This is a genomic window from Streptomyces sp. M2CJ-2, assembly GCF_016757295.1.
GTDB lineage: Bacteria > Actinomycetota > Actinomycetes > Streptomycetales > Streptomycetaceae > Streptomyces.
The window spans coordinates 73,699-100,608 of record NZ_JAESIF010000013.1 but is presented as its reverse complement, the minus strand read 5'-3'; the positions used below and the strand labels follow the sequence as shown (position 1 = coordinate 100,608).

The 26,910-nt window shown below is 69.8% G+C and carries 22 protein-coding genes and 2 tRNA genes; 20 read left to right on the top strand and 4 right to left on the bottom strand.

The genetic code is table 11. The annotated features are described in order from the left end of the window. Positions 1–223: 223 nt before the first annotated feature. Entirely contained in the window at positions 224–1,621 is a 1,398-nt protein-coding gene (locus JL475_RS13525; RefSeq protein ID WP_202277834.1) for an amino acid permease, read from the bottom strand. 410 nt (positions 1,622–2,031) lie between these two features. Between JL475_RS13525 and JL475_RS13520 the strand changes: the two genes are divergently transcribed. From JL475_RS13520 to JL475_RS13500, 5 genes are all read left to right on the top strand, one after another. Beyond that, positions 2,032–2,637, top strand: coding sequence for a biotin transporter BioY (locus JL475_RS13520; protein ID WP_202277833.1), 606 nt, complete (start codon positions 2,032–2,034; stop codon positions 2,635–2,637). 153 nt (positions 2,638–2,790) lie between these two features. Further along, a complete protein-coding gene (locus JL475_RS13515; protein ID WP_202277832.1) occupies positions 2,791–3,276 on the top strand; it encodes a ribose-5-phosphate isomerase in 486 nt (161 codons plus the stop codon). A gap of 99 nt (positions 3,277–3,375) precedes the next feature. Further along, entirely contained in the window at positions 3,376–4,197 is an 822-nt protein-coding gene (locus JL475_RS13510) for an Fpg/Nei family DNA glycosylase (protein ID WP_202277831.1), read from the top strand. Positions 4,198–4,381: 184 nt separating this feature from the next. Then, on the top strand, positions 4,382–5,560 hold the full coding sequence (locus JL475_RS13505) for a PP2C family protein-serine/threonine phosphatase (RefSeq protein ID WP_202277830.1): 1,179 nt from the start codon (positions 4,382–4,384) through the stop codon (positions 5,558–5,560). Positions 5,561–5,651: 91 nt separating this feature from the next. Then, positions 5,652–6,149 carry an HD domain-containing protein gene (locus JL475_RS13500; protein WP_202277829.1) on the top strand — a complete coding sequence of 166 codons (498 nt, stop codon included), beginning with the start codon at positions 5,652–5,654 and terminating at the stop codon, positions 6,147–6,149. A gap of 250 nt (positions 6,150–6,399) precedes the next feature. On the opposite strand, the gene JL475_RS13495 is transcribed toward JL475_RS13500, so the two are convergent. Beyond that, positions 6,400–7,617, bottom strand: coding sequence for an acyltransferase family protein (locus JL475_RS13495; RefSeq protein WP_307825038.1), 1,218 nt, complete (start codon positions 7,615–7,617; stop codon positions 6,400–6,402). 654 nt (positions 7,618–8,271) lie between these two features. On the opposite strand from JL475_RS13495, the gene JL475_RS13490 reads away from it, so the two are divergent. Next, positions 8,272–8,466: a hypothetical protein gene (locus JL475_RS13490; RefSeq protein WP_202277827.1), complete on the top strand. Its 195-nt coding sequence runs from the start codon at positions 8,272–8,274 to the stop codon at positions 8,464–8,466. 122 nt (positions 8,467–8,588) lie between these two features. Here JL475_RS13490 and JL475_RS13485 read toward each other — a convergent pair. Then, positions 8,589–8,662: transfer RNA gene (locus JL475_RS13485), tRNA-Gly, on the bottom strand. Between the two features lie 166 nt (positions 8,663–8,828). Here JL475_RS13485 and JL475_RS13480 point away from each other — a divergent pair. The 5 genes from JL475_RS13480 (at position 8,829) to clpX (ending at position 13,720) form a co-directional block, all read left to right on the top strand. After that, positions 8,829–8,905: transfer RNA gene (locus JL475_RS13480), tRNA-Pro, on the top strand. 167 nt (positions 8,906–9,072) lie between these two features. After that, positions 9,073–10,524, top strand: coding sequence for a trigger factor (gene tig, locus JL475_RS13475; protein ID WP_202277826.1), 1,452 nt, complete (start codon positions 9,073–9,075; stop codon positions 10,522–10,524). A gap of 317 nt (positions 10,525–10,841) precedes the next feature. After that, positions 10,842–11,450: an ATP-dependent Clp protease proteolytic subunit gene (locus tag JL475_RS13470; RefSeq protein ID WP_181383553.1), complete on the top strand. Its 609-nt coding sequence runs from the start codon at positions 10,842–10,844 to the stop codon at positions 11,448–11,450. A 114-nt stretch (positions 11,451–11,564) separates the two neighbouring features. Further along, positions 11,565–12,245: an ATP-dependent Clp protease proteolytic subunit gene (locus JL475_RS13465; protein WP_109379097.1), complete on the top strand. Its 681-nt coding sequence runs from the start codon at positions 11,565–11,567 to the stop codon at positions 12,243–12,245. 188 nt (positions 12,246–12,433) lie between these two features. Continuing rightward, positions 12,434–13,720, top strand: coding sequence for an ATP-dependent Clp protease ATP-binding subunit ClpX (gene clpX, locus JL475_RS13460; RefSeq protein ID WP_109379096.1), 1,287 nt, complete (start codon positions 12,434–12,436; stop codon positions 13,718–13,720). A gap of 73 nt (positions 13,721–13,793) precedes the next feature. Here clpX and JL475_RS13455 read toward each other — a convergent pair whose 3' ends face one another. Further along, a complete protein-coding gene (locus JL475_RS13455) occupies positions 13,794–14,738 on the bottom strand; it encodes a hypothetical protein (protein WP_202277825.1) in 945 nt (314 codons plus the stop codon). Between the two features lie 138 nt (positions 14,739–14,876). Between JL475_RS13455 and JL475_RS13450 the strand changes: the two genes are divergently transcribed. The 9 genes from JL475_RS13450 (at position 14,877) to rodA (ending at position 26,816) form a co-directional block, all read left to right on the top strand. Further along, a complete protein-coding gene (locus JL475_RS13450) occupies positions 14,877–17,528 on the top strand; it encodes a valine--tRNA ligase (protein ID WP_202277824.1) in 2,652 nt (883 codons plus the stop codon). A 106-nt stretch (positions 17,529–17,634) separates the two neighbouring features. Beyond that, positions 17,635–19,161, top strand: coding sequence for a folylpolyglutamate synthase/dihydrofolate synthase family protein (locus tag JL475_RS13445; RefSeq protein ID WP_202277823.1), 1,527 nt, complete (start codon positions 17,635–17,637; stop codon positions 19,159–19,161). Positions 19,162–19,167: 6 nt separating this feature from the next. After that, on the top strand, positions 19,168–19,518 hold the full coding sequence (locus tag JL475_RS13440; RefSeq protein WP_202277822.1) for a DUF4233 domain-containing protein: 351 nt from the start codon (positions 19,168–19,170) through the stop codon (positions 19,516–19,518). Between the two features lie 84 nt (positions 19,519–19,602). Next, the gene (gene ndk / locus JL475_RS13435) at positions 19,603–20,016 is read left to right on the top strand and encodes a nucleoside-diphosphate kinase (protein ID WP_202277821.1); all 414 of its coding nucleotides are present in this window, start codon (positions 19,603–19,605) and stop codon (positions 20,014–20,016) included. Positions 20,017–20,335: 319 nt separating this feature from the next. Further along, on the top strand, positions 20,336–21,355 hold the full coding sequence (locus JL475_RS13430; RefSeq protein ID WP_202277820.1) for a rod shape-determining protein: 1,020 nt from the start codon (positions 20,336–20,338) through the stop codon (positions 21,353–21,355). 253 nt (positions 21,356–21,608) lie between these two features. Further along, positions 21,609–22,550 (top strand): rod shape-determining protein MreC, encoded by a 942-nt coding sequence (gene mreC / locus JL475_RS13425; protein ID WP_202277819.1) that lies wholly within the window; start codon positions 21,609–21,611, stop codon positions 22,548–22,550. 13 nt (positions 22,551–22,563) lie between these two features. Further along, the gene (gene mreD / locus JL475_RS13420; protein ID WP_202277818.1) at positions 22,564–23,229 is read left to right on the top strand and encodes a rod shape-determining protein MreD; all 666 of its coding nucleotides are present in this window, start codon (positions 22,564–22,566) and stop codon (positions 23,227–23,229) included. A gap of 87 nt (positions 23,230–23,316) precedes the next feature. Further along, positions 23,317–25,617, top strand: a complete 2,301-nt coding sequence (gene mrdA / locus JL475_RS13415) for a penicillin-binding protein 2 (RefSeq protein WP_202277817.1) — start codon at positions 23,317–23,319, stop codon at positions 25,615–25,617. Next, entirely contained in the window at positions 25,614–26,816 is a 1,203-nt protein-coding gene (gene rodA / locus JL475_RS13410; RefSeq protein ID WP_202277816.1) for a rod shape-determining protein RodA, read from the top strand. Before mrdA ends, rodA begins: the two co-directional genes overlap by 4 nt. Positions 26,817–26,910 lie beyond the last annotated feature (94 nt).

The window sequence follows — 26,910 nt, the reverse complement described above, 5'->3', positions numbered from 1 at the left end:
AGAAGACGATCACGAGGCAGGACGCTCACCGGGGCCTTGCGGGCCCCTCGGAGTGCCGGGCCTCACGAACCTCTTACTGCGACAGTGTCGCAACTGCACGCTAGCAGCAGAAGGGGGTGGATCGTGTGCCCGGGACGCACGCGGGCAGGGAAAAGGCCCTCGGCCGGACGATGCGTCCTGCCGAGGGCCTTCGTCGTCGCGGGAGGGGGCTTCGGGGAGGGCTTCAGCTCCCGGCGCCGGCCCGGTTCCGGGCCCGCTGCCAGGCGTAGCCCACGGCCGCCAGGACCAGGACCATGCCACCCGTCGAGTACAGCTGCACGCGCGTGCCCGGCTCCCGGGCCATGAGGGCGAAGACGCCCGCCATCCCGGCCAGCGCGATCCACGTCAGCCACGGGAACGCCCACATCCGCACCACCAGCTTCTCCGGTGCCTCGCGCTCCAGGACGCGCCGCAGTCGCAGCTGTGAGACGGCGATGAAGATCCAGACGACCAGGATCACCGCGCCGATCATGTTCAGCAGCCAGGAGAAGACGTCGTCGGGCCGCCAGTAGCTCAGCAGCACGCACAGGAATCCGAAGACCGAGGAGGCCAGCACGGCGAGCCGCGGCACCCCGGCCGACACCAGGTTCAGCACCTTCGGCCCCTGCCCGCGCTCCACCAGGGAGTAGGCGATGCGCGAGGCGCCGTAGATGTTGGCGTTCATCGCGGACAGCAGCGCCACCAGCACCACGACGTTCATCAGCTGACCGGCGCCCGGGATGCCGAGCCGGTCCAGGGCGGCGACGTACGGGCCGCTCTCGACCACCGCCGGCGAGTCCCACGGGACCAGGGCCACGATGACCGCCATCGAACCGACGTAGAACAGCGCGATCCGCCACATCGCGGTACGGACCGCGACGGCGACGCCCTTGACCGGGTTCTCCGACTCGGCCGCGGCGATGGTGACCGTCTCCAGTCCGCCGTACGCGAAGACGGAGGCGAGCAAGCCGATCACCAGCCCCTCGCCGCCGTTCGGGAACAGATCGGTGAGGTTCGAGGCGCCCGGGGAGTCGGTGCCCGGCAGCACGCCCGTGAGGGCCAGCACCCCGAGCACCAGGAACAGGGAGATCGCGCCGACCTTCAGTGCCGCGAACCAGAACTCGAACTCGCCGAAGTTCTTCACGGCCGCGAGGTTCGTGCCGCAGAACACCACCATGAACAGCGCCACCCACGCCCACTCGGGCGTGCCCGGGAGCCAGCCGGTGACGATCTTCGCGGCACCGATGCCCTCCAGGCCGACGGCCGTGCACAACAGCACCCAGAACGCCCAGCCCACCGTGAAGCCCGCCCAGGGCCCGATGGCCCGCTCGGCGTGCGCCGAGAAGGAACCGGACGACGGATGCGCGGCCGACATCTCGCCGAGCATCCGCATCACCAGCATGACCAGCAGGCCGGAGAGGGTGTAGGCGAGGACGATCGAGGGCCCGGCGGCCGCGATACCCGCGCCGGAGCCGACGAACAGCCCGGCCCCGATCACCCCGCCCAGGGCGATCATCGACAGATGGCGCTGCTTCAGGCCGTGGGAGAGGGAGGACTCCTCCCGCTGCGGCGGTGTCTCGACGGAGGTGCTGGGAACGGGCACGGCTCGTCCAATACGGGAGACGATGAAACTCCGTCAGTTTGGGCGGCCGCTCCCGCCCGGCGGAGGGGGTGACCACCATGTGGACTCGGGTCATGCGGAGGGTGTGAATCCGGTTACCGCCGGGTGGACCAGGGTCGCCCGGCGGCGGGCCGGGCAGGGGGCGCGGACCGAGCACGGGGCGTGGGTGCCGGTTTGGCGGGACCCTACAGACGTCGGCCGGGCGGTCCTTGTGGGAGAGGCCATGTCACCTCCGTGACCGGTATCACGCCGTTCCCCGGGTTGGGTGCGTTCTTTGTCCGGAGCCCACCATCCGCGGGTCGGCGCCTTTGTCGAGCGCTGACGGTGATCGGCGCGAGGACGCTGGGATAGCGTCGCTGTCGTCCCCAGCCCTCTCACCCCGCGGAGTCCCCATGAGCACCGCTGCCGCCTCGTCCGCCCTGCCCCAGGAAGGCGGGGCCCGCGTCGGTCTGGTCCTCGCCGACCTCGTCCCGGCCTCCCGCGTGCGGGACGTGGCCCTCGTGGTCGGCGGTGCCGCGCTCACCGGCGTCGCCGCCCAGCTCGCCGTCCCGGTCCCCGGATCCCCGGTGCCGGTGACCGGCCAGACCTTCGCCGCGCTGCTCGTCGGCACCACCCTCGGCGCCCGGCGCGGTCTCCTCTCCCTCGCGCTGTACGCGCTGGCGGGCGTCGCGGGCGTGCCCTGGTTCGCCGAGGGCGCGTCGGGCTACGGGGCGCCGTCGTTCGGCTATGTCCTCGGCATGCTGCTGGCCGCGGCCGTCGTGGGCGCCCTGGCCCGTCGCGGCGCCGACCGCTCCGCCTGGCGGACGGCGGGCACCATGCTGCTCGGCTCGGCGGTCATCTACGCCGTCGGCGTGCCCTACCTGGCGCTGGCCACCGGCATGTCCGCCTCCGCCGCGATCGCGGCGGGCCTCACCCCGTTCCTCATCGGTGACGCCCTGAAGGCGGCCCTGGCGATGGGCGTGCTGCCGACCGCCTGGCGGTTCGTCGACAAGCGGTGACCCTTCGGCGGTCCCCGAAGGGGGCCGTCCGGGCGCACGCACAGCGCCCGGACGGCCCCCTTCCGCGTCCGCGACGGCCGTGGAGCCGTGTCTGGGAGCCGTGTCACACGCCCCCGCGCGCCTGCCCGCGATCCCGCGTGTCACACTCGGACCATGCGCGTGTACCTCGGTTCCGACCATGCCGGATACGAACTCAAGAACCACCTCGCCGAGTGGCTCAAGGACGCGGGTCACGAGCCCGTCGACTGCGGGCCCCACATCTACGACGCCCAGGACGACTACCCGCCCTTCTGTCTCCGCGCCGCCGAGCGGACCGCAGCCGACCCCGAGGCCCTCGGCATCGTGATCGGCGGCTCCGGCAACGGTGAGCAGATCGCCGCGAACAAGGTGAAGGGCGTACGAGCGGCCCTGGCGTGGAGCGAGGAGACCGCGGCACTGGGCCGCCAGCACAACAACGCCAACGTGGTCGCGATCGGTGCGCGCATGCACACCTCGGACGAGGCGACGAAGTTCGTCGAGGTCTTCCTGGGCACCCCGTTCTCGGGCGACGAGCGCCACATCCGCCGCATCGACATGCTGGCGGACTACGAGACCACCGGCGACCTCCCCCCGATCCCGCCCCACCACCCCCAGCAGTAGCCGGCGGGGAAGCGGGAAAATCGGGCGAGGGGCGGGGAAGCCGGGCGGTCCCAGGCGGCCGAGCGGGCTGAGAGAGTCGAGAGGGAGGGGAACGAAGCCGTGCCGGAGGGCCACACCATTCACCGGCTGGCCGAGGATCACGCCGCGGCCTTCTCCGACGGCACCCCTCTGCGGGTCTCCAGCCCCCAGGGCAAGTTCAGCGACGCCGCCGCCCTTTTGGACCGCACCGTCCTGCACACTGCCGAAGCCCACGGCAAGCATCTCTTCCTCGGCTTCCGCGACCCCGAGCACACCGACTGGGTCCACATCCACCTCGGCCTCTTCGGCAAGGTCGCCCTGGGCCCGGCCCCCGCGCCCCCGCCCACGGACACCGTCCGGCTGCGCCTCACGCACCACGCGGCGTACGCCGATCTCCGCGGGCCCACCACCTGCGCCCTGATCACGGACACCGAGAAGCGGGCGATACACGACCGTCTCGGTCCCGACCCGCTGCGCCCGGACGCCGACCCGGACGCCGCGTACCGCAGGATCAGCCGCAGCCGTACGACGATCGCCGCGCTCCTCATGGACCAGAAGCTCATCGCCGGCGTGGGCAACGTCTACCGCGCCGAGGTCCTCTTCCGGCACCGTATCGACCCGTACCGTGCGGGCCGGGACATCACCCCCGCCGAGTGGGACGCCCTGTGGACCGACCTGGTCGGGCTCATGCGGGAAGGCGTCCGCAACAACCGGATCGACACCGTCCGCCCGGAACACACTCCGGAGGCGATGGGCCGCCCGCCGCGTGTCGACGACCACGGCGGTGAGGTGTATGTCTACCGCAGGGCTCATCAGCCCTGCCACGTCTGCGGCGAGGAGATCCGCACCGCCGGCCTCGCCGCCCGCAACCTCTTCTGGTGCCCGGCCTGCCAGCACCGGTGAGACCGGCCCGGCAGGGCGGGGCCGGTGCGCGACGGGCGGGCGGAGCGGGACGTCCGGCACGATTTCCGCCGGACGACCACGCGACGGCGCCCGGTGAAGTTCACTGTGAAGTCGGTCCCCGGACGGGGGACAACCAGGACCTCCCGTGCCAAGTGGTCGCTCCGATGGATAGGGTCCCGAACTGATGGCAGCAGGACGAGAGAGGCGCGCGGCAGCCGACACGCTCACGGCCCGGGTGAAGAAGCAGTGGCACCGGGCCCGCGTCGGCGTGCGCCGGGCCGCCGTCGACTACTTCCGCGGGGACGGCTCCGACTGGATAGCCCTCGCCGGCCTGCTGCTGACGGTCCCGCTCATCTCGGCCGCGACGCTCGCCAACTCCGTCTGGTTCGCACCGTCCGCGCTGGTGCTCCCGATCGTCGCCGGCGGGCTGCTGCTCCGCCCGGCGAGCCTGCTCGGCCTGTACGCGGCGGCGGCGACGGCACTGATCGTGGAGGCCGTCCGACTCGGCCCGTACACCGAGGGCGTGTCCCGGGTGACCCCGGGCGTCGTCCTCACCGTGGCCGCCTGCGGCTTCTTCGGGCTGGTCGTCGCCCAGTTCCGCAGCCGGGTGGGCGTGCCCTGGCGGCGCGGCGGCACCATGCTCTTCGACCTGCGTGAACGCATCAGGGTGCAGAGCCAGTTGCCGGCCCTGCCGAGCGGGTGGCACCGGGAGATGGCCCTGCGTCCCGCCGGTGGCCAGTCCTTCTCCGGCGACTTCGTGGTCGCGGCCCGCACCAACGGCGGGCGCACACTGGAGGTCGTCCTGACCGACGTGTCGGGCAAGGGCATGGACGCGGGCTCCCGCGCCCTGCTGCTGTCCGGCGCCTTCGGCGGCCTGCTCGGCAGCCTCCCGCCGCACGCCTTCCTGCCGGCCGCCAACGGCTACCTGCTCCGCCAGGAGTGGGAGGAGGGCTTCGCCACCTCCATCCACCTCGTCCTCGACCTGGACTCCGGCGACTACGAGTTGTACTCCGCAGGGCATCCGCCGGGTCTCCAACTCAGCGCGGGCAGCGGCCGCTGGGAGGAGAAGTCGGGCGACGGCCCGCTGCTGGGCGTGTACGACGGCGCCCAGTTCGACCCGGTGAAAGGCTCGTTGCGCCCCGGGGACGTGCTGATGCTGTTCACCGACGGCCTGGTGGAGACCTCGGACCGGGACATCGTCGAGGGCATCGACCGCCTCACCGGCGAGGCCGACCGCTATGTCGCCGGTGGCTTCCACGGAGCGGCCTGGCACCTCATCGAAGCGGTCGCCAAGGACGTCAACGACGACCGTGCGCTGCTGCTGATCTGCCGCGAGGGCAGCACGGCCGCTCTGCCCCGCTGACCCCGGCTCTCCGAGCCCGGACCGGCGGCCTCCACCACTCTCCTGCCCTGCCCGGGCCGTGCGGCACGGCGGGGGCGGGGACACTGGAGGGGTGACCGAGACACCGCGCAACCTGCTGACCCCCGCCCAGATCGAGGCCATCGCCCGTGCCGTGCACGAGGGCCAGACCGACAAGGCGGGCATGCCGTACGCCGAGCACCTCCGGGCCGTCGCCGAGGGCGTCCGGGCCGGCGGCGGCGACGAGGAGCAGATCGCGGCGGCCTGGCTGCACGACGCCGTCGAGGACGGCAAGCTCTCGGAGCAGTGGCTCAGGGAGGCGGCACTGAGCCGGCGGACCCGGGACATCGTCCTCGCGGTCACCAAACGGTCCGGGGAGCCGCCCGAGGTCTACGCGGCCCGCATCCTCGCGACCCCCGGTGCCCTGCTGGTGAAGGAGGCGGACCTGGCGCACAACGCCGATCCGGCGCGGCTGGCGGTGCTGGACGAGGCGACCCGCGGCCGACTGGCCGAGAAGTACGCGCGGATGCGCACACTTCTCGGCCTCGTGGCGGGGACACGGCCCGACCGCCCCGCACCGACGACCGACTAGGGCCTGTCCGGCGGATCCTGCCGCAGACGCGGGGTCCGGCACGCCCTCCCCCAAGCTCTTCGAGCAGGGGGGACCCCCAGCGGCGTTGTCGTCGGTTGCCGACTCCCCCGAGCTCTCGACGAGCTCGAGCAGGGGGGACCCCCACCGCGTCGACTCCCTCCTCCGCCTTGCAGCTGGACGCACCAGACCCCGCTCACCCGCGCCGACAAGGCACCGTCGATTTCCTGCGACCTGATCCGCCGGACAGGCCCTAGGCGGAGACGGTCTCCTGCATCCCCTGCTTCTCCCGGTCGTCCCGCTTCTCGCGGGGTTCGCGCTCGCGGTCGCGGGCCGACCGCGCGGCATCCCGCTTGAAGGCCCATTCCATCTTCGGCTCCATCGCGAACCGGAAGACCCGCTGCACCGGCCTGGAGCACAGGAACGTCACCAGGACGGCCGCGAAGACGGTCACGGCGACCAGGCCGATCGGCTCGTGCAGCGCGGAGTGCTCGAACCAGCCCCGGTAGTCACCGGCCTTCACCGCGAAGCCGTGCAGCAGATAGCCGTAGAGCGTGCCCGCGCCGAGCGCGGTGAACCACATGTGGCGGCCGGGCACCCAGGAGAAGAAGCAGGCGGTCAGCAGCACGGAGCAGCCGAACAACGCCAGCATCATGATCGGACCGGCCCACCACGGGGCACCCAACTCCTGCGCGGCGGCACGGTGGTAGAACCACCCGGTGGGCATCCGCGGCACCGTCCACCAGGCGAAGGCCAGCGCCGCCGCGAAGACCGGCACCGCCGCGATCCGGACCGATCGGCGGCGCACCAGCTGGAAGTGCTCAGGCTTCATGGACAGACCGAGCACGAAGTACGGCAGGAACTGCAGGACCCGCTGCAGATCGAGGTCGTCGCCGATCTGGGGGGAGACGCTCGCCAGCATGGCGATGCCGAGCGCGAGCGGCAGCGGGTGGCGTACCGCCTTCCAGATCGGTGTGGTCAGGCGCCAGATGAACAGCGCGCACAGGAACCAGGTGAGATACCAGGGGTCGAGAAGGCTGATCGCATACTGCGGGTCGTTGTCGATGACGCGCTTGAAGAGCGGATACGCCGTCTCGAAGATGATGTACGGCACGGCGACGCCGGTGACCAGTCGCCGCAGCCGGTCCGGGCGCATGTCGAAACTGCGCGAGAAGTAGCCGGAGATGATGATGAAGGCCGGCATGTGAAACGTGTACACGGTGAGGTACCCGGCTTCCAGGACCCGGTTCTCACCCTTGAAGGGCTCCCAGAAGTGGCCCACGGCCACCAGCACGATCGCCAGGTACTTGGCGTTGTCGAAGAACGCGTCCCGCTGCTTGCCGGAGGTGGCCTTCGCCTTCTGTGTGCTCTGTATGTTCTCCGTGCGCGGGCCCGGCGCTTCGGAGTCCGGCGGTTCGGCCGGGGGAAGCGGCGCCCTGCGGTTGCCGTTCGGTTGCAGCGAGTCCATCACCGAACCACCCGCCAGGAACTCGGGGAGGGGATCGGTCTGCTCGCTGCGCTTGCGGGGGACGAGGCAGCGTGGAACATCTGAGGCACCCTAGCGTTCGGCGTGGGTATTCGTAAAACTCCCACGTCATTACTGGTCGTCGAATCCGGATGCCCCCGATCCGTGAATGCAGGCGGCTTTGCGGGAGTGACGGCCGACACATCGCGCGGGCAAGGGTTCCCCGTGCTCCACGGGACCCTTTTGTCGCCATCGCTCCGTGCGAAATGGCACATATGCCCACCGAACGGGTTCGGCGGGATGTCCGCTTCACGTAGTTTCGCGGGCTGCCGGGGGGCTCGTCGGGATACGCGTGGAGGTAATTCGAAATAGCTGAGAACGTGTTGTGTGGGGACGGCAACGGTACGGTCGAATTCCCCGCGCGGGGTCACGCCGAATTGCTGTGCGATGCCGCGCCGTTGGCTCCGCGCGTGCCCCGCGCACGCCGGTGCGGGTGCCCTGCGGGGAGTGCGCGCCCGCGGGGCGCGGCCGAAGGGGGGATGAACGATGCGTCACTCGCCGCATAGGACGGGCCTGTTGGTGGCACGATGGTTCTGGCGGGGTGCGCGGGGATGCGTCGCCCGGGCCGGCGAAGCGGACCGACCGAGGGTGTGATCAGTTGTGGCCATTTCACTGTCTGTCGTGGTGCTGTTGGCGATCGTCCTTGTGGTGCTGATCAGAGGGGGGTCCATCAAGGCCGGCCCCGCGATCGTCGCGGTCCTCTTCGGCTTCTTCCTCGCCTCGACCGGCATGGCCCCGTCGATCAACCGCTTCATGGACTCGATAGCGGACATGATCAGCTCGATCAGCTTCTGACCCCCGCGGATGCCCGGAGGGTGCCCGCGCGACGGCGAAGCCGGTACGTGCGGCACGGGGCGGGCCGGAACGCGATCAGGGCCAGGTGGAGGAGAAACCCTCCGACCTGGCCCTGAGCCGTGTGGAGCGGGCGACGGGAATCGAACCCGCGTAGCTAGTTTGGAAGACTAGGGCTCTACCATTGAGCTACGCCCGCAGGAGCGCACCGCAGGCCGGGAGGGCCGCGGTACTGACAGGCATCGTAGCGGGTGGTGCGCCCTCGTCGCACATCCCGTGCCCGTTCAGGCCCCGCCGCCGCACCGGGCCCGCGATATGCGGAGGCCGGAGTGCGCGGCGGCATGTACCCTACGTGTCGCACCAGACGGGGTGTGGCGCAGCTTGGTAGCGCGTCCGCTTTGGGAGCGGAAGGCCGTGGGTTCAAATCCCGCCACCCCGACCACTCGCCCGATCACTGCCGGTGATCGGCTTTTGGGCGCTGTAGTCGCTGCCGTTACTATGCAAGCTGCACGCCCGTGTGTCTCAGGTCTGAAGTCTCCGGGCGGCGAATCCGCCGGACCGCTCTGGTCCCGGCAGAATCCGAGAAGTCAGCCACAAGGAGACCGAACCGTGAAGAGCGCCGTGGAGACCCTGAACCCGACCCGGGTTCGGCTCACTGTCGAGGTGCCCTTCGAGGAGCTCAAGGACAGCCTCGACGCGGCGTACAAGAAGATCAACCAGCAGGTCACGGTGAAGGGCTTCCGCAAGGGCAAGGTCCCGGCCCGGGTCATCGACCAGCGCTTCGGCCGCGGTGCGGTGCTGGAGGAGGCGGTCAACGACGCCCTCCCGAAGTTCTACACCGACGCGGTCAACGAGGCCGAGCTGAACCCGCTGGGCCAGCCCGAGGTCGACATCACGGAGCTGAAGGACGGCGAGACGCTGAACTTCACCGCCGAGGTCGACATCCGCCCGACCATCGAGATCCCGGACTACTCCGGCATCGAGGTCGAGGTCGACGCCGTCGAGGTCACCGACGAGGACGTCGACAAGGCCGTCGAGGAGCTGCGCGGGCGCTTCGCCTCCACCTCCCCGGTCGAGCGTGCCGCCGAGGACGGCGACGTCGTCACCATCGACCTGGAGGCCAAGGTCGACGGCGAGGTGCTGGAGGACGGCATCGCCAACGGCGTCTCCTACACCATCGGCTCCGGTGAGCTGCTGGACGGCGTCGACGCCGCTGTGACGGGCCTGTCGGCCGACCAGGAGGCCACCTTCACCTCCGAGCTCAAGGGCGGCTCCGCGGCGGGCAAGGAGGCCGAGGTCACCGTCAGGGTCACCCAGGTCGCCAAGCGTGAACTGCCCGAGCTGGACGACGAGTTCGCGCAGCTCGCCTCCGAGTTCGACACCCTCGAGGAGCTGCGCGCGGACAGCCGCAAGCGCCTGGAGAACATGAAGCAGTACGACCAGGCCACGCAGGCCCAGGAGCGCGTCCTGGACAAGCTGCTCGAGCTGGTCGAGGTGCCCGTCCCCGAGAAGCTGCTCGAGGACGAGATCAACACCCGTAAGCACAACCTCGAGCACCACCAGCTCGCTCAGATGGGTCTCGACCTCGAGAAGTACCTGGAGATCCAGGGCAAGACGGCCGAGGAGTTCGACACCGAGACCCGCGAGGCCGCGATCAAGGGCATCAAGACCCAGTTCGTGCTCGACCAGCTCGTCAACCAGGAGAAGCTGAACGTCAACCAGGAGGAGCTCACCGAGCACCTCATGCGTCGTGCGGCCTCCTCCGGCATGTCCCCCGACCAGTTCGCCCAGGCCGTCGTCGAGCAGGGCCAGGTTCCGCTCCTGGTCGGCGAGGTCGCCCGCGGCAAGGCCCTGGCCGCCGTGGTCGAGAAGGCCACGGTCAAGGACACCAACGGCGAGATCATCGACCTCGAGGACGAGGAAGAGGAGGACGAGACGGAGGCCGGCGAGGCCGCCGCCGAGTCCACCGACGCCGCCGAGTCCAAGGCCGACGAGGCCGACACCAAGGCGGACAAGACCGATGCCAAGGCCGACGAGGCCGAGGAGAAGACCGAGGGCTGACCCTCGCGCCGCCTCTGACGGACGTACGACGGGCCCCGGACCATCATGGCCGGGGCCCGTCTGCCGTACGGCCGCACCGGCCCCTCCGGCCGGAGCGCCCACGGCGCGAGGCACCCCGTCCCGCCCCGCGGAGCCACCTGCGCTCACAGCGAACACCCCCCGCTGCGGGATTCCTCGAAGGGGCCCGCGCGTTAGGGTCCATGAATACGAGGGCAGGGGAGTCCGCGAGTACGGCCGGACGGCCCCACACCCCGGCAGAACACGTGAGACGGCCCGGCGCCGTCGTAAGACGAGCAGGTGGATACGTGACGAATCTGATGCCTTCAGCCGCCGGCGAGCCTTCCATCGGTGGTGGCCTCGGCGACCAGGTCTACAACCGGCTGCTCAACGAGCGGATCATCTTCCTCGGCCAGCCGGTGGACGACGACATCGCCAACAAGATCACCGCACAGCTGCTGCTCCTTGCCGCCGATCCGGACAAGGACATCTACCTCTACATCAACAGCCCCGGCGGCTCGATCACGGCCGGTATGGCGATCTACGACACCATGCAGTTCATCAAGAACGACGTGGTGACCATCGCCATGGGCCTCGCGGCCTCGATGGGTCAGTTCCTGCTCAGCGCGGGCACGCCCGGCAAGCGCTTCGCGCTGCCGAACGCGGAGATCCTGATCCACCAGCCCTCCGCCGGCCTGGCCGGCTCGGCCTCGGACATCAAGATCCACGCCGAGCGGCTGCTGCACACCAAGAAGCGCATGGCCGAGCTCACCTCCCAGCACACGGGCCAGTCGGTCGAGCAGATCACCCGCGACTCGGACCGCGACCGCTGGTTCGACGCCTTCGAGGCCAAGAACTACGGCCTCATCGACGACGTCATCCCCACGGCCGCGGGCATGCCGGGCGGCGGCGGCACCGGGGCGGCCTGAGCGGCCCACGGGAGCCCCAGCGGCCCCGTAGGACCCCCGTCGGACCCTCTCCAGGGTCCGACGGCAGCCCCAGCAGCCCCGGCCGACCGCCTCAGCCCCTTTCCAGGAGACACTGTGAACGACTTCCCCGGCAGCGGCCTGTACGACCGCGCCCGTGCCGAGTACACCGGCCCCGCGGCCGAGTCCCGCTACGTCATCCCGCGCTTCGTCGAGCGCACCTCCCAGGGCATCCGCGAGTACGACCCGTACGCGAAGCTCTTCGAGGAGCGCGTGATCTTCCTCGGCGTGCAGATCGACGACGCCTCCGCCAACGACGTCATGGCGCAGCTGCTGTGCCTGGAGTCGATGGACCCCGACCGGGACATCTCGGTCTACATCAACAGCCCCGGCGGCTCCTTCACCGCGCTCACGGCGATCTACGACACCATGCAGTACGTGAAGCCGGACATCCAGACGGTCTGCATGGGCCAGGCGGCCTCCGCCGCCGCCGTGCTGCTCGCCGCCGGCACCCCCGGCAAGCGCATGGCCCTGCCGAACGCGCGCGTGCTGATCCACCAGCCGTACAGCGAGACCGGCCGCGGCCAGGTCTCCGACCTGGAGATCGCCGCCAACGAGATCCTCCGGATGCGTTCGCAGCTGGAGGAGATGCTGGCCAAGCACTCCACCACGCCGGTCGAGAAGATCCGCGAGGACATCGAGCGGGACAAGATCCTCACGGCCGAGGACGCGCTGAGCTACGGTCTGATCGACCAGATCATCACCACCCGGAAGATGGACAACACCAGCCTGCGCTGACGCGTGGGATCCGGGAGGCTGTATTGTCTGCCGCTCCTTGGCACGGTCGTGGACGGTCCACGTCGAAGCGAACCGTGCCAAGGGGGGCCCGGACGGGGGGCCCGGCAAGGTACCGTCGGACATAAGGCAGCACCAGGAGTCGATGGACGTTGACGTCCAGGGGCTCCCAGGCGAAGGGGAAGCACACCGTGGCACGCATCGGTGACGGCGGCGATCTGCTCAAGTGCTCGTTCTGCGGCAAGAGCCAGAAGCAGGTCAAGAAGCTCATCGCAGGGCCCGGTGTGTACATCTGCGACGAGTGCATCGACCTCTGCAACGAGATCATCGAGGAAGAGCTCGCCGAGAGCAGCGAGGTCCGCTGGGAGGAACTGCCCAAGCCCCGCGAGATCTACGAGTTCCTCGAGGGGTACGTGGTCGGCCAGGAGTCGGCCAAGAAAGCTCTCTCCGTCGCGGTGTACAACCACTACAAGCGGGTCCAGGCGGGGGAGAACGGCGGCGCCCAAGGCCGCGAGGACGCCATCGAGTTGGCGAAGTCCAACATCCTGCTGCTGGGCCCCACCGGCTCCGGCAAGACCCTCCTCGCCCAGACCCTCGCCCGCATGCTGAACGTCCCGTTCGCGATCGCCGACGCCACCGCCCTCACCGAGGCCGGGTACGTCGGCGAGGACGTCGAGAACATCCTGCTCAAGCTGATCCAGGCCGCCGACTACGACGTCAAGAAGGCCGAGACCGGCATCATCTACATCGACGAGATCGACAAGGTCGCCCGCAAGAGCGAGAACCCGTCGATCACGCGCGACGTGAGCGGCGAGGGCGTCCAGCAGGCCCTGCTGAAGATCCTCGAGGGCACCACGGCCTCCGTCCCGCCGCAGGGCGGCCGCAAGCACCCGCACCAGGAGTTCATCCAGATCGACACGACGAACGTCCTGTTCATCGTGGGTGGCGCCTTCGCCGGCCTGGAGAAGATCATCGAGGGCCGCGCGGGAGCCAAGGGCATCGGCTTCGGCGCCACCATCCGCTCCAAGCGGGAACTGGAGTCCAAGGACCAGTTCGAGCAGGTCATGCCGGAGGACCTGGTCAAGTTCGGCATGATCCCCGAGTTCATCGGCCGGCTCCCGGTCATCACCTCGGTCCACAACCTCGACCGCGAGGCCCTGCTGCAGATCCTGGTCGAGCCGCGCAACGCGCTCGTCAAGCAGTACCAGCGCCTCTTCGAACTCGACGGCGTCGAGCTGGACTTCGAGCGTGAGGCGCTGGAAGCCATCGCCGACCAGGCCATCCTCCGCCAGACCGGCGCCCGCGGTCTGCGCGCCATCATGGAGGAAGTCCTCCAGGGCGTCATGTACGAGGTCCCGTCCCGCAAGGACGTCGCCCGCGTGGTCATCACCGCGGACGTGGTCCTCTCCAACGTCAACCCGACCCTGATCCCGCGCGACGCCCGCGGCCGCGGGCCGGGCGAGCAGAAGACGGCGTAGCGGCAACAGCCGTCCCCGGCACAGATGAAGGGCCCCGGTCGAGTGACCGGGGCCCTTCATGCGCTGCGTACCGCTACGCCGGGACGCGCACCTCGTCGCGGAGCTTCGTGGCGATGTCCGCGGCGGCGTCCTTCGTGATGTCCTTGGTGTTGTCACCGGGGGAGACCACCACGACCGTGCTGTAGTCCGCCCAGATGCAGAACCAGTTGGTGGTGTCCTGCTTGGTGAGGTTGTTCTTGCCCTTGCCGGCCTGGCACTTCATGACCGCACCGTCGAGCTCGACATCCTCGGGCTCGCCCACCAGCTCGGACAGGAGCGCGTTGTCCGAGCCCTTGCTCTTGCCGGTCTCCTTCTTGATGTTGGCGAAGAGCTTGTCCACGGCCGCCTCGGGGTCCTCGACTTCGCCGTAGGCGCCGAGGAACGTCACGCCCTTCGCCGCGAGCAGCTCTTCCTTGCTGGGCAGGTCGGCCGGGTCGGGGTTCTTGAGGTCGTACCGGCTGAAGTCGGCCGTCGAGTAGGAGGCGCCCACCGACTTGCCGTTCTTCACGCCGCCCTTGGCCAGGTCCTTCGTGGTGCTGGAGCTCGAGTCCTCGCCGCCCTCACCGACCCGGGTGTACTCGCCCATCACCTTCTCCGGCGCCGAGAGCTTGTGCGGGCCGTCGTCCTCCAGGCCGCCCGCGCCGCCGCCTCCGCCGAACACGAAGTACGCGCCGACACCGATCGCCACCACGACCGCCGCCGCGCCGACGATCCAGCCGGCCTTCTTGGAGCCGCCGTCCGGCGCCGGGGGCTGCGGGGCGCCGTACGGGGCCTGGCCGTAGGGGGGCTGCTGGGGCGGGACGCCCTGGCCGGGCTGGGGCGGGTAGCCGTAGCCGGGCTGGCCGGGCGGGGGAGCCTGCTGGGGGTAGCCGTAGCCGGGCTGCGGAGCCTGCGGCTGCTGGCCGTAGGGACCCGGCTGACCGTACGGTCCGGGCTGCTGGGGCTGCCCGCCGTACGGGCCCGGCTGGTTGTGGCTCATCTTCTGGGTTCCCCTCCAGATGTTTACGTGTCGTTGACATCCTGACCCAGAGTGGAGGCGATCAAGTCGGCGGGGGGTGCACCGTTACAAAGGAATCGCGTTTCGGGACTGGGCCGTGACACCCGTAAACTGACGCCCGTGACCGAGAACACTCAGCAGCCGCAGCCAGCGTCCACCCCCGAACTGCCGACCCAGTACGCGCCGGCCGACGTAGAGGGGCCGCTGTACGAGCGCTGGGTAGAACGGGGCTACTTCGAGGCCGACGCCAAGAGCGACAAGCCTCCGTACACCATCGTCATCCCCCCGCCGAACGTCACGGGCAGCCTGCACCTCGGGCACGCCTTCGAGCACACGATCATCGACACCCTCACCCGCCGTGCGCGCATGCAGGGGTACGAGACGCTGTGGCAGCCCGGCATGGACCACGCCGGCATCGCCACGCAGAACGTCGTCGAGCGGGAACTCGCCAAGGAGGGCAAGTCCCGGCACGACCTCGGCCGGGAGGCCTTCGTCGAGCGGGTCTGGCAGTGGAAGGGCGAGTCCGGCGGACAGATCTCCGGCCAGATGCGGCGCCTCGGTGACGGCGTCGCCTGGTCGCGTGAGCGCTTCACCATGGACGAGGGGCTGTCCAAGGCCGTCCAGACCATCTTCAAGCGGCTCCACGACGACGAGCTGATCTACCGCGCCGAGCGCATCATCAACTGGTGTCCGCGCTGCCTGACCGCGATCTCCGACATCGAGGTCGAGTACCAGGACGACGACGGCGAACTCGTCTCCATGAAGTACGGCGACGGGGACGAGACGATCGTCGTCGCCACCACCCGCGCCGAGACCATGCTCGGCGACACGGCCGTCGCCGTCCACCCCGAGGACGAGCGGTACAAGCACCTGGTCGGCAAGCTCATCAAGCTGCCGCTGACCGACCGCTCCATCCCGGTCGTCGCCGACGAGCACGTCGACCCCGAGTTCGGCACCGGCGCCGTCAAGGTGACCCCGGCGCACGACCCGAACGACTTCGAGATCGGCCGGCGGCACGACCTGCCCGCCATCGCCGTCATGGACGAGCACGCGGTCATCACCGCCCACGGCCCCTTCCAGGGCCTGGACCGGCTCGAGGCCCGCTCCGCCATCGTCGGCGCGCTGCGCGCCGAGGGCAGGATCGTCGCCGAGAAGCGGCCGTACGTCCACAGCGTCGGCCACTGCTCGCGCTGCAAGACCACCATCGAGCCCCGGCTGTCCATGCAGTGGTGGGTCAAGGTCGGCCCGCTGGCCAAGGCCGCCGGTGACGCCGTCCGCGACGGCAAGGTCAAGATCCACCCGCAGGAGATGGAGAAGCGGTACTTCGACTGGGTCGACAACCTCCACGACTGGTGCATCTCCCGCCAGCTGTGGTGGGGCCACCGCATCCCCGTCTGGTACGGGCCGGACGGCGAGGTCGTCTGCGTCGGTCCGGACGAGGAGCCGCCCAGCGGCGAGGGCTGGCACCAGGACACCGACGTCCTCGACACCTGGTTCTCCTCCGGCCTGTGGCCGTTCTCCACCCTCGGCTGGCCGGAACAGACGGAATCGCTCGCGAAGTTCTACCCGAACTCCGTCCTGGTCACCGGCTACGACATCCTCTTCTTCTGGGTCGCCCGGATGATGATGTTCGGCCTGTACGCGATGGACGGCACGCCGCCGTTCCACACCATCGCCCTGCACGGCATGGTCCGCGACCAGTTCGGCAAGAAGATGTCGAAGTCCTTCGGCAACGCGGTCAACCCGCTGGACTGGATGGACAAGTACGGCTCCGACGCCCTGCGCTTCACGCTCGCGCGCGGCGCCAACCCGGGCGTCGACGTGCCGATCGGCGAGGACTGGGTCCAGGGCTCGCGCAACTTCGCCAACAAGATCTGGAACGCCACGCGCTTCGCGCTGATGAACGGCGCCACGGTCGAGGGCCCGCTGCCGGACGCCTCGAGGATGTCGTCCACCGACCGCTGGATCCTGTCCCGGCTGAACTCCGTCGTCGCCGAAGTCGACGCGTTCTACGACGACTTCCAGTTCGCCAAGCTGTCCGACGCGCTGTTCCACTTCGCCTGGGACGAGGTCTTCGACTGGTACGTCGAGCTGTCCAAGACGACGTTCCAGGCGGGCGGCGAGCCGGCCGAGGTCAGCAAGCGGGTCCTCGGCGAGGTCCTCGACGTCACGCTGCGGCTGCTGCACCCGGTGGTCCCCTTCGTCACCGAGACGCTGTGGACGACGCTGACCGGCGGCGAGTCGGTCGTCATCGCCGACTGGCCGGGGGCTGTGTCCGTTCCCGGTGCTGACGCACCGGGCGGCTTCCGGGACGCCGACGCCGAGCGGGAGATCGAGACGCTCCAGTCGGTGATCACCGAGGTCCGCCGCTTCCGCGCCGACCAGGGCCTGCAGCCCGGCCAGCGGGTCCCCGCCCGGCTGACCCTGGACGGTTCGGCCCTCGCCCCGCACGAGGCGGCGATCCGGCAGCTGCTCCGGCTGCAGCCGGAGGGTGACGCGTTCACCGCGACGGCGACCCTGCCGGTGGCGGGCGTCGAGGTCGCCCTGGACCTCTCCGGGGTGATCGACTTCGCGGCGGAGCGCAAGCGCCTCGCCAAGGACCTGGCCGCCGCGCAGAAGGAGCGCCAGCAGGCGGAGGCCAAGCTGGGCAACGAGGCGTTCCTGGCGAAGGCCCCCGACCACGTGGTCGACAAGATCCGTACGCGGCTGGCCAAGGCGGACGAGGACATCACCCGCATCCAGACCCAGCTGGACCGGCTGCCCCCGGCGTGACCGCGAGCGGCGAAGACGACCGACGGCCCCCGGAACCCGAGCACGGTTTCGGGGGCCGTCGGCTGCCGTGAAAGGGGGCGCGGTCCGGGTACGTAGACTGGGCTCCGTGAGTGAGCTCCCCCCGAACGACAGCGAGCAGCCCGGCTCCGGTGATCCCCTCGACTCCTTCGAGGAGATCATCGAGGCCGAGACGGAACGAGACCCCGACCTCGCGGTGATCGAGGCCGGCAGCCGCACCCTGCGCACGCAGGGCGGCCCGCCGCAGGCCGAGGTGCCCGCGCGGCCGGCCGACCCCGAGGTCGACAAGGCCCTGCGGGAGGTCGAGGGGGAGCTGGCGTCCCGCTGGGGCGAGACCAAGCTGGAGCCGTCGGTCAGCCGTATCGCCGCGCTGATGGACGTGCTGGGCGAGCCGCAGCGCGCGTACCCCTCGATCCACATCACCGGCACCAACGGCAAGACGTCCACCGCCCGCATGATCGAGGCCCTCCTCGGCGCCTTCGAACTGCGCACGGGCCGGTACACCTCGCCGCACGTCCAGTCGGTCACCGAGCGGATCAGCCTCGACGGGGCGCCGATCTCCGCCGAGCGGTTCGTGGAGACGTACCAGGACGTCAAGCCGTACGTCGAGATGGTCGACTCCCGGCAGGAGTACCGGCTGTCCTTCTTCGAGGTGCTCACGGGCATGGCGTACGCGGCGTTCGCCGACGCGCCGGTGGACGTCGCCGTCGTCGAGGTCGGCATGGGCGGCACCTGGGACGCCACCAACGTGATCGACGGGAGCGTCGCCGTGGTGACGCCCGTGGACCTCGACCACACCGACCGGCTCGGCGCCACGCCCGCCGAGATCGCCACCGAGAAGGCCGGTGTCATCAAGCCGGACGCGACGGTGATCATGGCCCAGCAGCCGGTCGACGCGGCCCAGGTACTGCTGAAGAAGGCCGTCGAGGTCGACGCGACGGTGGCCCGGGAAGGGCTCGAGTTCGGTGTCGTCGACCGGCAGGTCGCCGTCGGCGGCCAGCAGGTGACCCTGCGCGGCCTCGGCGGGGAGTACCCCGACCTGTATCTGCCGCTGCACGGCGCCCACCAGGCGCACAACGCGGCCGTGGCGCTCGCCGCCGTGGAGGCGTTCTTCGGCGTCGGCGCGCAGCGGGCCGAACCGCTCGACCTCGACACCGTGCGGGGGGCGTTCGCCGCCGTCGCCTCACCGGGCCGACTGGAGGTCGTACGCCGCTCACCCACCGTCGTGCTGGACGCCGCACACAACCCGGCGGGCGCGCGGGCCGCGGCCACGGCGATCGGGGAGGCGTTCCAGTTCAGCCGGCTCATCGGCGTGGTGGGCGCCAGCGGCGACAAGAACGTGCGCGGGCTGCTCGAGGCCTTCGAGCCGGTCTTCGCCGAGATCGTCGTCACCCAGAACTCCAGCCACCGCGCGATGGACGCCGACGAACTGGCGGGGATCGCCGTCGAGGTGTTCGGCGAGGACCGCGTCCAGGTCGAACCCCGGTTGCCCGACGCGCTGGAGGCCGCGATCACGCTGGCCGAGGAGGAGGGCGAGTTCACCGGCGCCGGTGTGCTCGTCACCGGTTCCGTCATCACCGTCGGCGAGGCCCGGCTGCTCCTGGGAAGGGGCTGAGAAACCGTGCGTACACTCTGCGCTTCGACCCTGATCAGCGAGGTCCTCGTCATCGGCTTCGCCGGACTGGTCGCGATGAAGGACCCGGACCTCTCCGTCACCACGGTGTGGACGGTGTGCGGCATCGCCATGTTCCTGTGCGTGGCGCTGTGCGGGATGATCACCCGGCCCGGCGGCGTCGCCCTCGGCTGGGTCCTGCAGCTCGCCCTGCTCGCCTCCGGCTTCTTCGTCCCGACGATGTTCTTCCTGGGCGTGATGTTCGCGGTGCTGTGGTGGGCCTCGGTGCACTACGGGCGGAAGATCGACGAGGCGAAGGCCCGGTTCGCCGCCATGGAGGACCGGCCCGACGCTGCCTGACGGGCGCGGCGACGCGCCCGGTAACCTGCACAGAACCTCTCAGCACCCTCAGCACCCTCGCCCTGAACCCCAAGGAGCTCCGCCGTGACCCAGCGCACCCTCGTCCTCCTCAAGCCCGACGCCGTCCGTCGTGGCCTGACCGGCGAGATCATCAGCCGTATCGAGCGCAAGGCCGGCTGGCAGCTCACCGCGCTGGAGCTGCGCACCCTGGACCAGGACACGCTGGAACAGCACTACGGCGAGCACAAGGGCAAGCCTTTCTACGAGCCGCTGATGGAGTTCATGGCCTCCGGCCCGGTCGTGGCGATGATCGTCGAGGGTGAGCGGGTCATCGAGGGAGTGCGTCAGCTGGCCGGTCCGACCGACCCGGTCGCCGCGGCCCCGGGATCGATCCGCGGCGACTTCGGCGTGATCGTCCGGGAGAACCTGATCCACGCCTCCGACTCCGAGGAGTCCGCCGAGCGCGAGGTGAAGATCTTCTTCCCCGGCCAGGCGTGACGTCCCGTCCACCGAGACCGCGCATAACAATCGCATAGCGGCCGTGCGCTGCGCTTTTGGCCGTCCGGCGGCTGGTCTGGGGGCTTTGCCCCCAGACCTTTTTGACATATGCGCGGCGTTCGGGGGAACGCATGACCCCGATGGCCCGTCTCCACGAGCAACCCGACCCGCCATCTGATGACAATGGCGAAGACCCTCGCGCAGTGTTTGCGAAGGCGCGTCTACGATGGAAGCCTTCGCGTCACCGCACCCACCTCGCCGACCTGAAAAGCCCTCAAAAGCCAGTGGGAAGGCCAGACGAATCCTCATGGGGAACTCTATGTCGTTCATCGGCCGTGACATGGCTGTCGACCTCGGGACCGCCAACACGCTGGTGTACGTGAGAGGTCGCGGAATCGTACTCAACGAGCCGTCCGTCGTCGCCATCAACACCAATACCGGTGGCATCCTCGCGGTCGGGGCCGAGGCGAAGAAGATGATCGGGCGCACCCCCGGCAACATCGTTGCCGTACGCCCGCTGAAGGACGGCGTCATCGCCGACTTCGAGATCACCGAGCGGATGCTCCGCTACTTCATCCTGAAGATCCACAAGCGGCGGTACCTGGCCCGTCCGCGGGTCGTCGTCTGTGTCCCCTCGGGCATCACCGGCGTCGAGCGCCGTGCCGTCATCGAGGCGTCGTCCCAGGCCGGCGCCCGCCAGGTGCACATCATCGAGGAGCCCATGGCCGCCGCCATCGGCTCCGGCCTGCCGGTCCACGAGGCCACGGGCAACATGGTGGTGGACATCGGCGGCGGCACCACGGAGGTCGCGGTCATCTCCCTCGGCGGCATCGTCACCGCCCAGTCCATCCGGGTCGCGGGCGACGAACTGGACAACGCGATCATCCAGCACATCAAGAAGGAGTACTCCCTCCTGCTGGGTGAGCGCTCGGCCGAGCAGATCAAGCTCACGATCGGTTCGGCGTACGATCTCGACTCCGACGAACACACCGAGATCCGCGGCCGGGACCTGGTCTCCGGGCTGCCCAAGACCGTGGTCATCTCCGCCGAAGAAGTGCGCAAGGCGATCGAGGAGCCGGTCAACGCCATCGTGGACGCCGTCAAGACCACCCTGGACAAGTGCCCGCCGGAGCTGTCCGGCGACATCATGGACCGGGGCATCGTGCTGACCGGCGGCGGAGCGCTGCTGCGCGGTCTGGACGAGCGGCTGCGCCGCGAGACGGGCATGCCCATCCACATCGCGGAGGACCCGCTGGACAGCGTGGCGCTCGGCTCCGGAAAGTGCGTCGAGGAGTTCGAGGCACTCCAGCAGGTGCTGGACGCCCAGCCGCGCAGATGACGCGACTCTTCGATTCCGCCGTACGGGACGATCTCCCCTCGTACGGCGGATCGTTGATATAGAGACATAAGCTGACCCCCCGTAGTTCCCAGGCTCGTAGAACCGTGGATCCGCAGAACCATAGATCCGCAGAACCGTGGATCCGCAGATCGTCAGATCCGCGGTTCCCGTAATTCCCGGCAGTTTCCGACCACTTCGGTACCATCCCCGTTTTCGCTACCCGTTCTCGACGAGGAAGGCACGGCCGTCGCACGTGAGGGACACACGAGAGAGCCGGCTGCTCCTGGTGCTGCTGATCACCACCGCTTTCGCACTGATCACGGTGGACATCCGAGGCGGAGAGGATTCACCGGTCGACGGTGCCCGGCAGGCCGCGGCGACGGTCTTCGGTCCGATCGAGAACGGAGTGGCCGGTGCGGTCGACCCGATCGGCAACGCCGTCTCCGCGGTCCGCGACTCCGGTGACCGGCACGACCGGCTCGCCGAACTGGAGCGGGAGAACGCCGCGCTCAAGGCCGAACTCGGCAGCGACGACCGCAACCGCAGCAGAGCCAAGCAGCTCGACAAGTTGCTGAAGGTCGCCGGCCAGGGCCAGTACGGCATCAAGGGCGCCCAGGTCATCGCCATAGGAGCGGCCCAGGGCTTCTCCTGGACCATCACCATCGACGTCGGCGCCAACGACGGCGTCAAGCGCGACATGACCGTCCTCAACGGCGACGGGCTCGTCGGCCGGGTCACCACCGTCGGCCCGAACACCGCCACCGTGCTGCTCGCCAACGACCCCGACTTCACCGTGGGCACCCGCATGGAGGCCGGTGACGAACTCGGCTTCGCCTCCGGCCAGGGCGACCAGCCCCTGCGCGTCGAGCTCCTCAACGGCAAGGCCGAGATCAAGAAGGGCGACCGGCTGGTCACCTTCGGCTCACAGGCCGACAAGCCGTTCGTGCCCGGCGTCCCCGTCGGCACCGTCTCCCGGGTCGACCCCTCCGGCGGTGACCTCACCCGCACCCTCTACGTCACGCCGTTCGTCGGCTTCACCAAGCTCGACGTCGTCGGTGTGGTCGTCCAGGCCCCCGAGAAGGACCCGCGCGACACGGTGCTGCCCAAGAAGCCGAAGCCCACGCCCACGCCGACCGTCACGGTGACCGTCACCCCGTCAGCCCCGGCCGGCGGCCAGGACCAGCAAGAGCAGTAGGAGCTGTCACCCCATGCGCGTCAACCGGATCCTGCTCTCCAGCTCACTGGTCGTGGTGGCCCTGGTGATCCAGGTGAGCGTCCTCGCCCGCTTGCATCTCCCGGGCGCCGTCCCCGACCTGCTCCTCCTGACGGTCCTCGGCCTCGCCCTGGTCTACGGCCATGTCGGCGGCTCCCTCGTCGGCTTCGCCGCCGGACTCCTCGCCGACCTGGCCCCGCCCGCCGACCACGCCGTCGGCCGCTACGCCCTCGTGCTGTGCGTCGTCGGCTACCTCGCCGGGCTGGTCAAGCCCGAGAGCGGCCAGATGAGATCGGCGACCGGCCCGATGGCCGTGGTGGTCGCCGCGGCCATCGGCACCACCCTGCTCTACGCCGGTGTCGGCGCCCTCGTCGGCGACACCGCGGCCCGCAACGTCGGCCTCGGCGGACTGCTCTTCAGCGCGGCCCTCTACGACCTGCTGCTCGCCCCCTTCGTCGTCCCCGGAGTCATGGCCCTGGCCCGGCGCGCCGAGAACGATCCACTCGCCGAGAACAGCTCCGCCAAGTCCGGTGACGTCGCCTCCGGCTGGAGCTCGAGCGGCACCGGGCTGCGCATCGGCGCCCAGCGGGGACTGAGGGCGAAGGCGGCGCGGGCGCGGGTGGCGCGGGCCGGCCGCATCAAGGGGGTAAAGCGCCTGTGACACCGCAGAACCCCGCCGAGGGGGAGGAAGCCGCCGTGACCTCCCACCCGTCTCCCACCACCACCCTCAACGGAATGGGCTGCGCCCATGACTAACATCCCCGAGACCGGGCGCAGCCCACGGGTCCAGATCCGGCTCGTCGTCATCCAGGTCCTCGTCCTCTCCCTCCTCGGCACCCTGGGCGGGCGCCTGTGGTACCTCCAGATCCGCGAGGGCGCCGAGTACGCGAAGAAGGCCTCCGGCAACCACGTGCAGCAGGTCGTCCAGCCCGCGGTCCGCGGCTCCATCCTGGACGCCCGCGGAGTGGCCCTCGCCGACAACGAGACCCGGCTGGTCGTCTCCGCCTCCCGCACCGAACTCCTGAAGATGCGGGACGACGGCAAGGCCGTCCTCACCAAGCTCGCCGGCGTCCTCGGCATGCCCACCAAGGAGGTCATGGAGAAGGTCCGGCTGTGTGACGCCAAGACCCCCCAGCCCTGCTGGAACGGCTCGCCCTACCAGCCCATCCCCATCACCGACGAGGCCACCGCCAAGCAGGCCCTGCAGATCCGCGAGCGTGCCGAGGACTTCCCCGGCATCAGCGCCGAGCCCCAGGCCGTACGCCGGTACGCGGCCCCCGGGCAGGCCAACACCGCCCAGGTCCTCGGCTACCTCTCGCCCGTCACCGACGAGGAACTCCAGGAGGCCCAGGACACCGACTCGCCCTACCTGCGCTCCGACCAGGTCGGCCGTTCCGGCCTGGAACGCGAGTACGACAAGCAGTTGCGCGGCAAGGCGGGCGTCACCCGCTACGAGGTCGACAACCTCGGTCGCGTCATCGGCGAGGCCCAGGCCGACCCCGCCCAGCCCGGCGCCAACCTCGTCACCAGCATCGACGCCCGCGTCCAGCGGGTCGCCGAGTACGAGCTGAACGAGGCGATGAAACAGGCCCGCAAGGAGATGGACCGCAACACCAACCGCCTCTACGAGGCCGACTCCGGGGCCATCGTCGTCATGGAGGCCAAGACCGGCCGCGTCGTCGCCATGGCCTCCAACCCGAGCTACGACCCCAACGCCTGGGTGGGCGGCATCTCCGGCAAGGACTACGCCAAGCTCACCGGCAAGAAGTCCAACTACCCGCTGCTGAACCGCGCCATCCAGGGTGTGTCGGCACCCGGCTCCATCTTCAAGGTCATCCCGACGGCCGCCGCGATCAACGCCGGCTACTCCTTCGAAGGCCCCTACGAGTGCTCCAGTTCGTACTCCATCGGCGGCCAGGTCTTCAAGAACTTCGAATCCCAGAACCACGGCGGGATCAGCCTCGGCCGTGCCCTCGAAGTCTCCTGCGACACCGTCTTCTACCGGCTCGCCCACGAGGAGTGGAAGCGCGACGGCGGCAACAAGCCGAAGAAGAACGCCAAGGACTGGTTCTACAAGACCTCCCACCAGTTCGGTCTCGGTGAGCTGACCGGCATCGACCTGCCCAACGAGGTCACCGGCCGCGTCCCCGACCGCCAGTGGAAGGCCGACTACTGGAAGGCCAACAAGGACGCCTGGTGCAAGTCCGGCAAGAAGGACGGCAGCTACGTCGAGCGCATCGCCTACGAGAACTGCCTCGAAGGCAACCGACTGCGCGCCGGTGACTCCGTCAACTACTCCATCGGCCAGGGCGACACCCTCGTCACCCCCATCCAGATGGCCACCGTCTACGCGGCCCTCTCCAACGGCGGCACCCTCTACCACCCCACCGTCGGCAAGGCCGTCATCAGCCCCGACGGCAAGCAGGTCACGGAGATCGAGCCCAAGGCGCACAGCAAGCTGCCGGTCACGAAGAAGACCCTCAGCGCCATGGACGGAGCCCTCGAGGGAGTCGCCACCCGCGGTACGGCCGCCTGGCGGTTCGGCGGCTGGCCGCAGGACGAGATCCCGATGCACGCCAAGACCGGTACCGCCGAGGTCCACGGCAAGCAGACCACCTCGTGGTTCGCGACCTACACCAAGGACTACTCGATCGTCATGACGATCTCCCAGGGCGGCACCGGCTCCGGCGCCTCGGGCCCCGCCGTGCGCAACGTCTACAACGCGCTGTACGGAGTCTCCCCGGACGGCGAGATCGACAAGAAGAAGGCACTGCTGCCCACCCCGCAGAAGACGCTGCCCAAGGTCAGGACGGACGGCACCATCATCTCCCCGAAGATCTCCAAGGACCCGGCCAAGGACCTGCGGGCCACCGAGGAGGCCGGGACCGAGGAGAACGGAACCGAGGAGGACGGGACGACCCCCGACGGCCAGGACCAGGGCGCGACCGTGAACACGTCCCCGCCCGCCAACCGCGACACCCGCCGCCGAGACGCACGACGGAGCGCCGGCCGGGCGCGCCGCACGGCAGGCCGGAGGACGGCGCCATGACCGGCGGAGTCAACAGCTTCCACGTCTCCGGCTACGGACCCGAGCGGGCCGGCTGGACGCGGCTCCTCGCCCGCGACTCCCCGGCCCGGCGACTCGACTGGCCGATACTGCTGTCGGCGATCGCCCTGTCGCTGCTCGGCTCCCTCCTGGTCTACTCGGCGACCCGCAACCGCACCGAGCTCAACCAGGGGGACCCGTACTACTTCCTGGTCCGGCACTGGCTGAACACCGGCATCGGCCTGGCCCTGATGATCGGCATGCTCTGGCTCGGCCACCGCGCCCTGCGCACCGCCGTACCGGTCCTCTACGGCGCCTCGGTCTTCCTGATCCTGCTGGTGCTCACCCCGCTGGGCTCCACCATCAACGGCGCCCACTCCTGGATCAAGCTCGGTGGAGGCTTCTCGCTCCAGCCCTCGGAGTTCGTGAAGCTCACCATCATCCTGGGCATGGCCATGCTGCTCGCGGCCCGGGTCGACGCCGGCGACAAGCCCTACCCCGACCACCGCACGGTCCTCCAGGCCCTGGGGCTGGCCGTCGTACCCATGCTGATCGTGATGCTGATGCCCGACCTCGGCTCGGTCATGGTCATGGTCGTCATCGTGCTCGGCGTACTGCTCGCCTCCGGCGCCTCCAACCGGTGGATCTTCGGCCTGATCGGCGCCGGAGCCATCGGCGCCGTCACCGTCTGGCAGCTCGGAGTCCTGGACGAGTACCAGATCAACCGCTTCGCCGCCTTCGCCAACCCCGAACTCGACCCCGCCGGCGTCGGCTACAACACCAACCAGGCCCGCATCGCCATCGGCTCCGGCGGCCTCACCGGCTCCGGTCTCTTCCAGGGATCCCAGACCACCGGCCAGTTCGTGCCCGAGCAGCAGACCGACTTCGTCTTCACCGTCGCCGGGGAGGAACTCGGCTTCATCGGCGGCGCGCTGATCATCGGCCTGCTCGGTGTCATCCTGTGGCGCGCCTGCCGCATCGCCCGCGACACCACCGACCTGTACGGCACCATCGTCGCCGCCGGCATCGTCGCCTGGTTCGCCTTCCAGACCTTCGAGAACATCGGCATGACCCTCGGCATCATGCCGGTCACCGGCCTGCCCCTGCCGTTCGTGTCCTACGGCGGCTCGTCGATGTTCGCGGTGTGGCTGGCCGTGGGCCTCCTGCAGTCGATCAGACTGCAACGCCCGCTGTCCGCGTGACCGCGGGCCTGTCCGGCCGTACGACCGGTGCGCGGCGGCCCCGCCGCCGCGCACCGGTCACGACTAGATCCAGGTCTGGCGGATAGGTTCATCT

What these genes read in the sequence shown, in the direction of transcription:
- JL475_RS13520 (WP_202277833.1), top strand. Translation starts at nt 2,032, where the DNA reads ATGAGCACCGCTGCCGCCTCGTCCGCCCTGCCCCAGGAAGGCGGGGCC.
- JL475_RS13515 (WP_202277832.1), top strand. Translation starts at nt 2,791, where the DNA reads ATGCGCGTGTACCTCGGTTCCGACCATGCCGGATACGAACTCAAGAAC.
- JL475_RS13505 (WP_202277830.1), top strand. Translation starts at nt 4,382, where the DNA reads ATGGCAGCAGGACGAGAGAGGCGCGCGGCAGCCGACACGCTCACGGCC.
- JL475_RS13470 (WP_181383553.1), top strand. Translation starts at nt 10,842, where the DNA reads ATGCCTTCAGCCGCCGGCGAGCCTTCCATCGGTGGTGGCCTCGGCGAC.
- JL475_RS13455 (WP_202277825.1), bottom strand. Translation starts at nt 14,738, where the DNA reads ATGAGCCACAACCAGCCGGGCCCGTACGGCGGGCAGCCCCAGCAGCCC.
- JL475_RS13430 (WP_202277820.1), top strand. Translation starts at nt 20,336, where the DNA reads ATGTCGTTCATCGGCCGTGACATGGCTGTCGACCTCGGGACCGCCAAC.
- mreD (WP_202277818.1), top strand. Translation starts at nt 22,564, where the DNA reads ATGCGCGTCAACCGGATCCTGCTCTCCAGCTCACTGGTCGTGGTGGCC.
- mrdA (WP_202277817.1), top strand. Translation starts at nt 23,317, where the DNA reads ATGACTAACATCCCCGAGACCGGGCGCAGCCCACGGGTCCAGATCCGG.
- rodA (WP_202277816.1), top strand. Translation starts at nt 25,614, where the DNA reads ATGACCGGCGGAGTCAACAGCTTCCACGTCTCCGGCTACGGACCCGAG.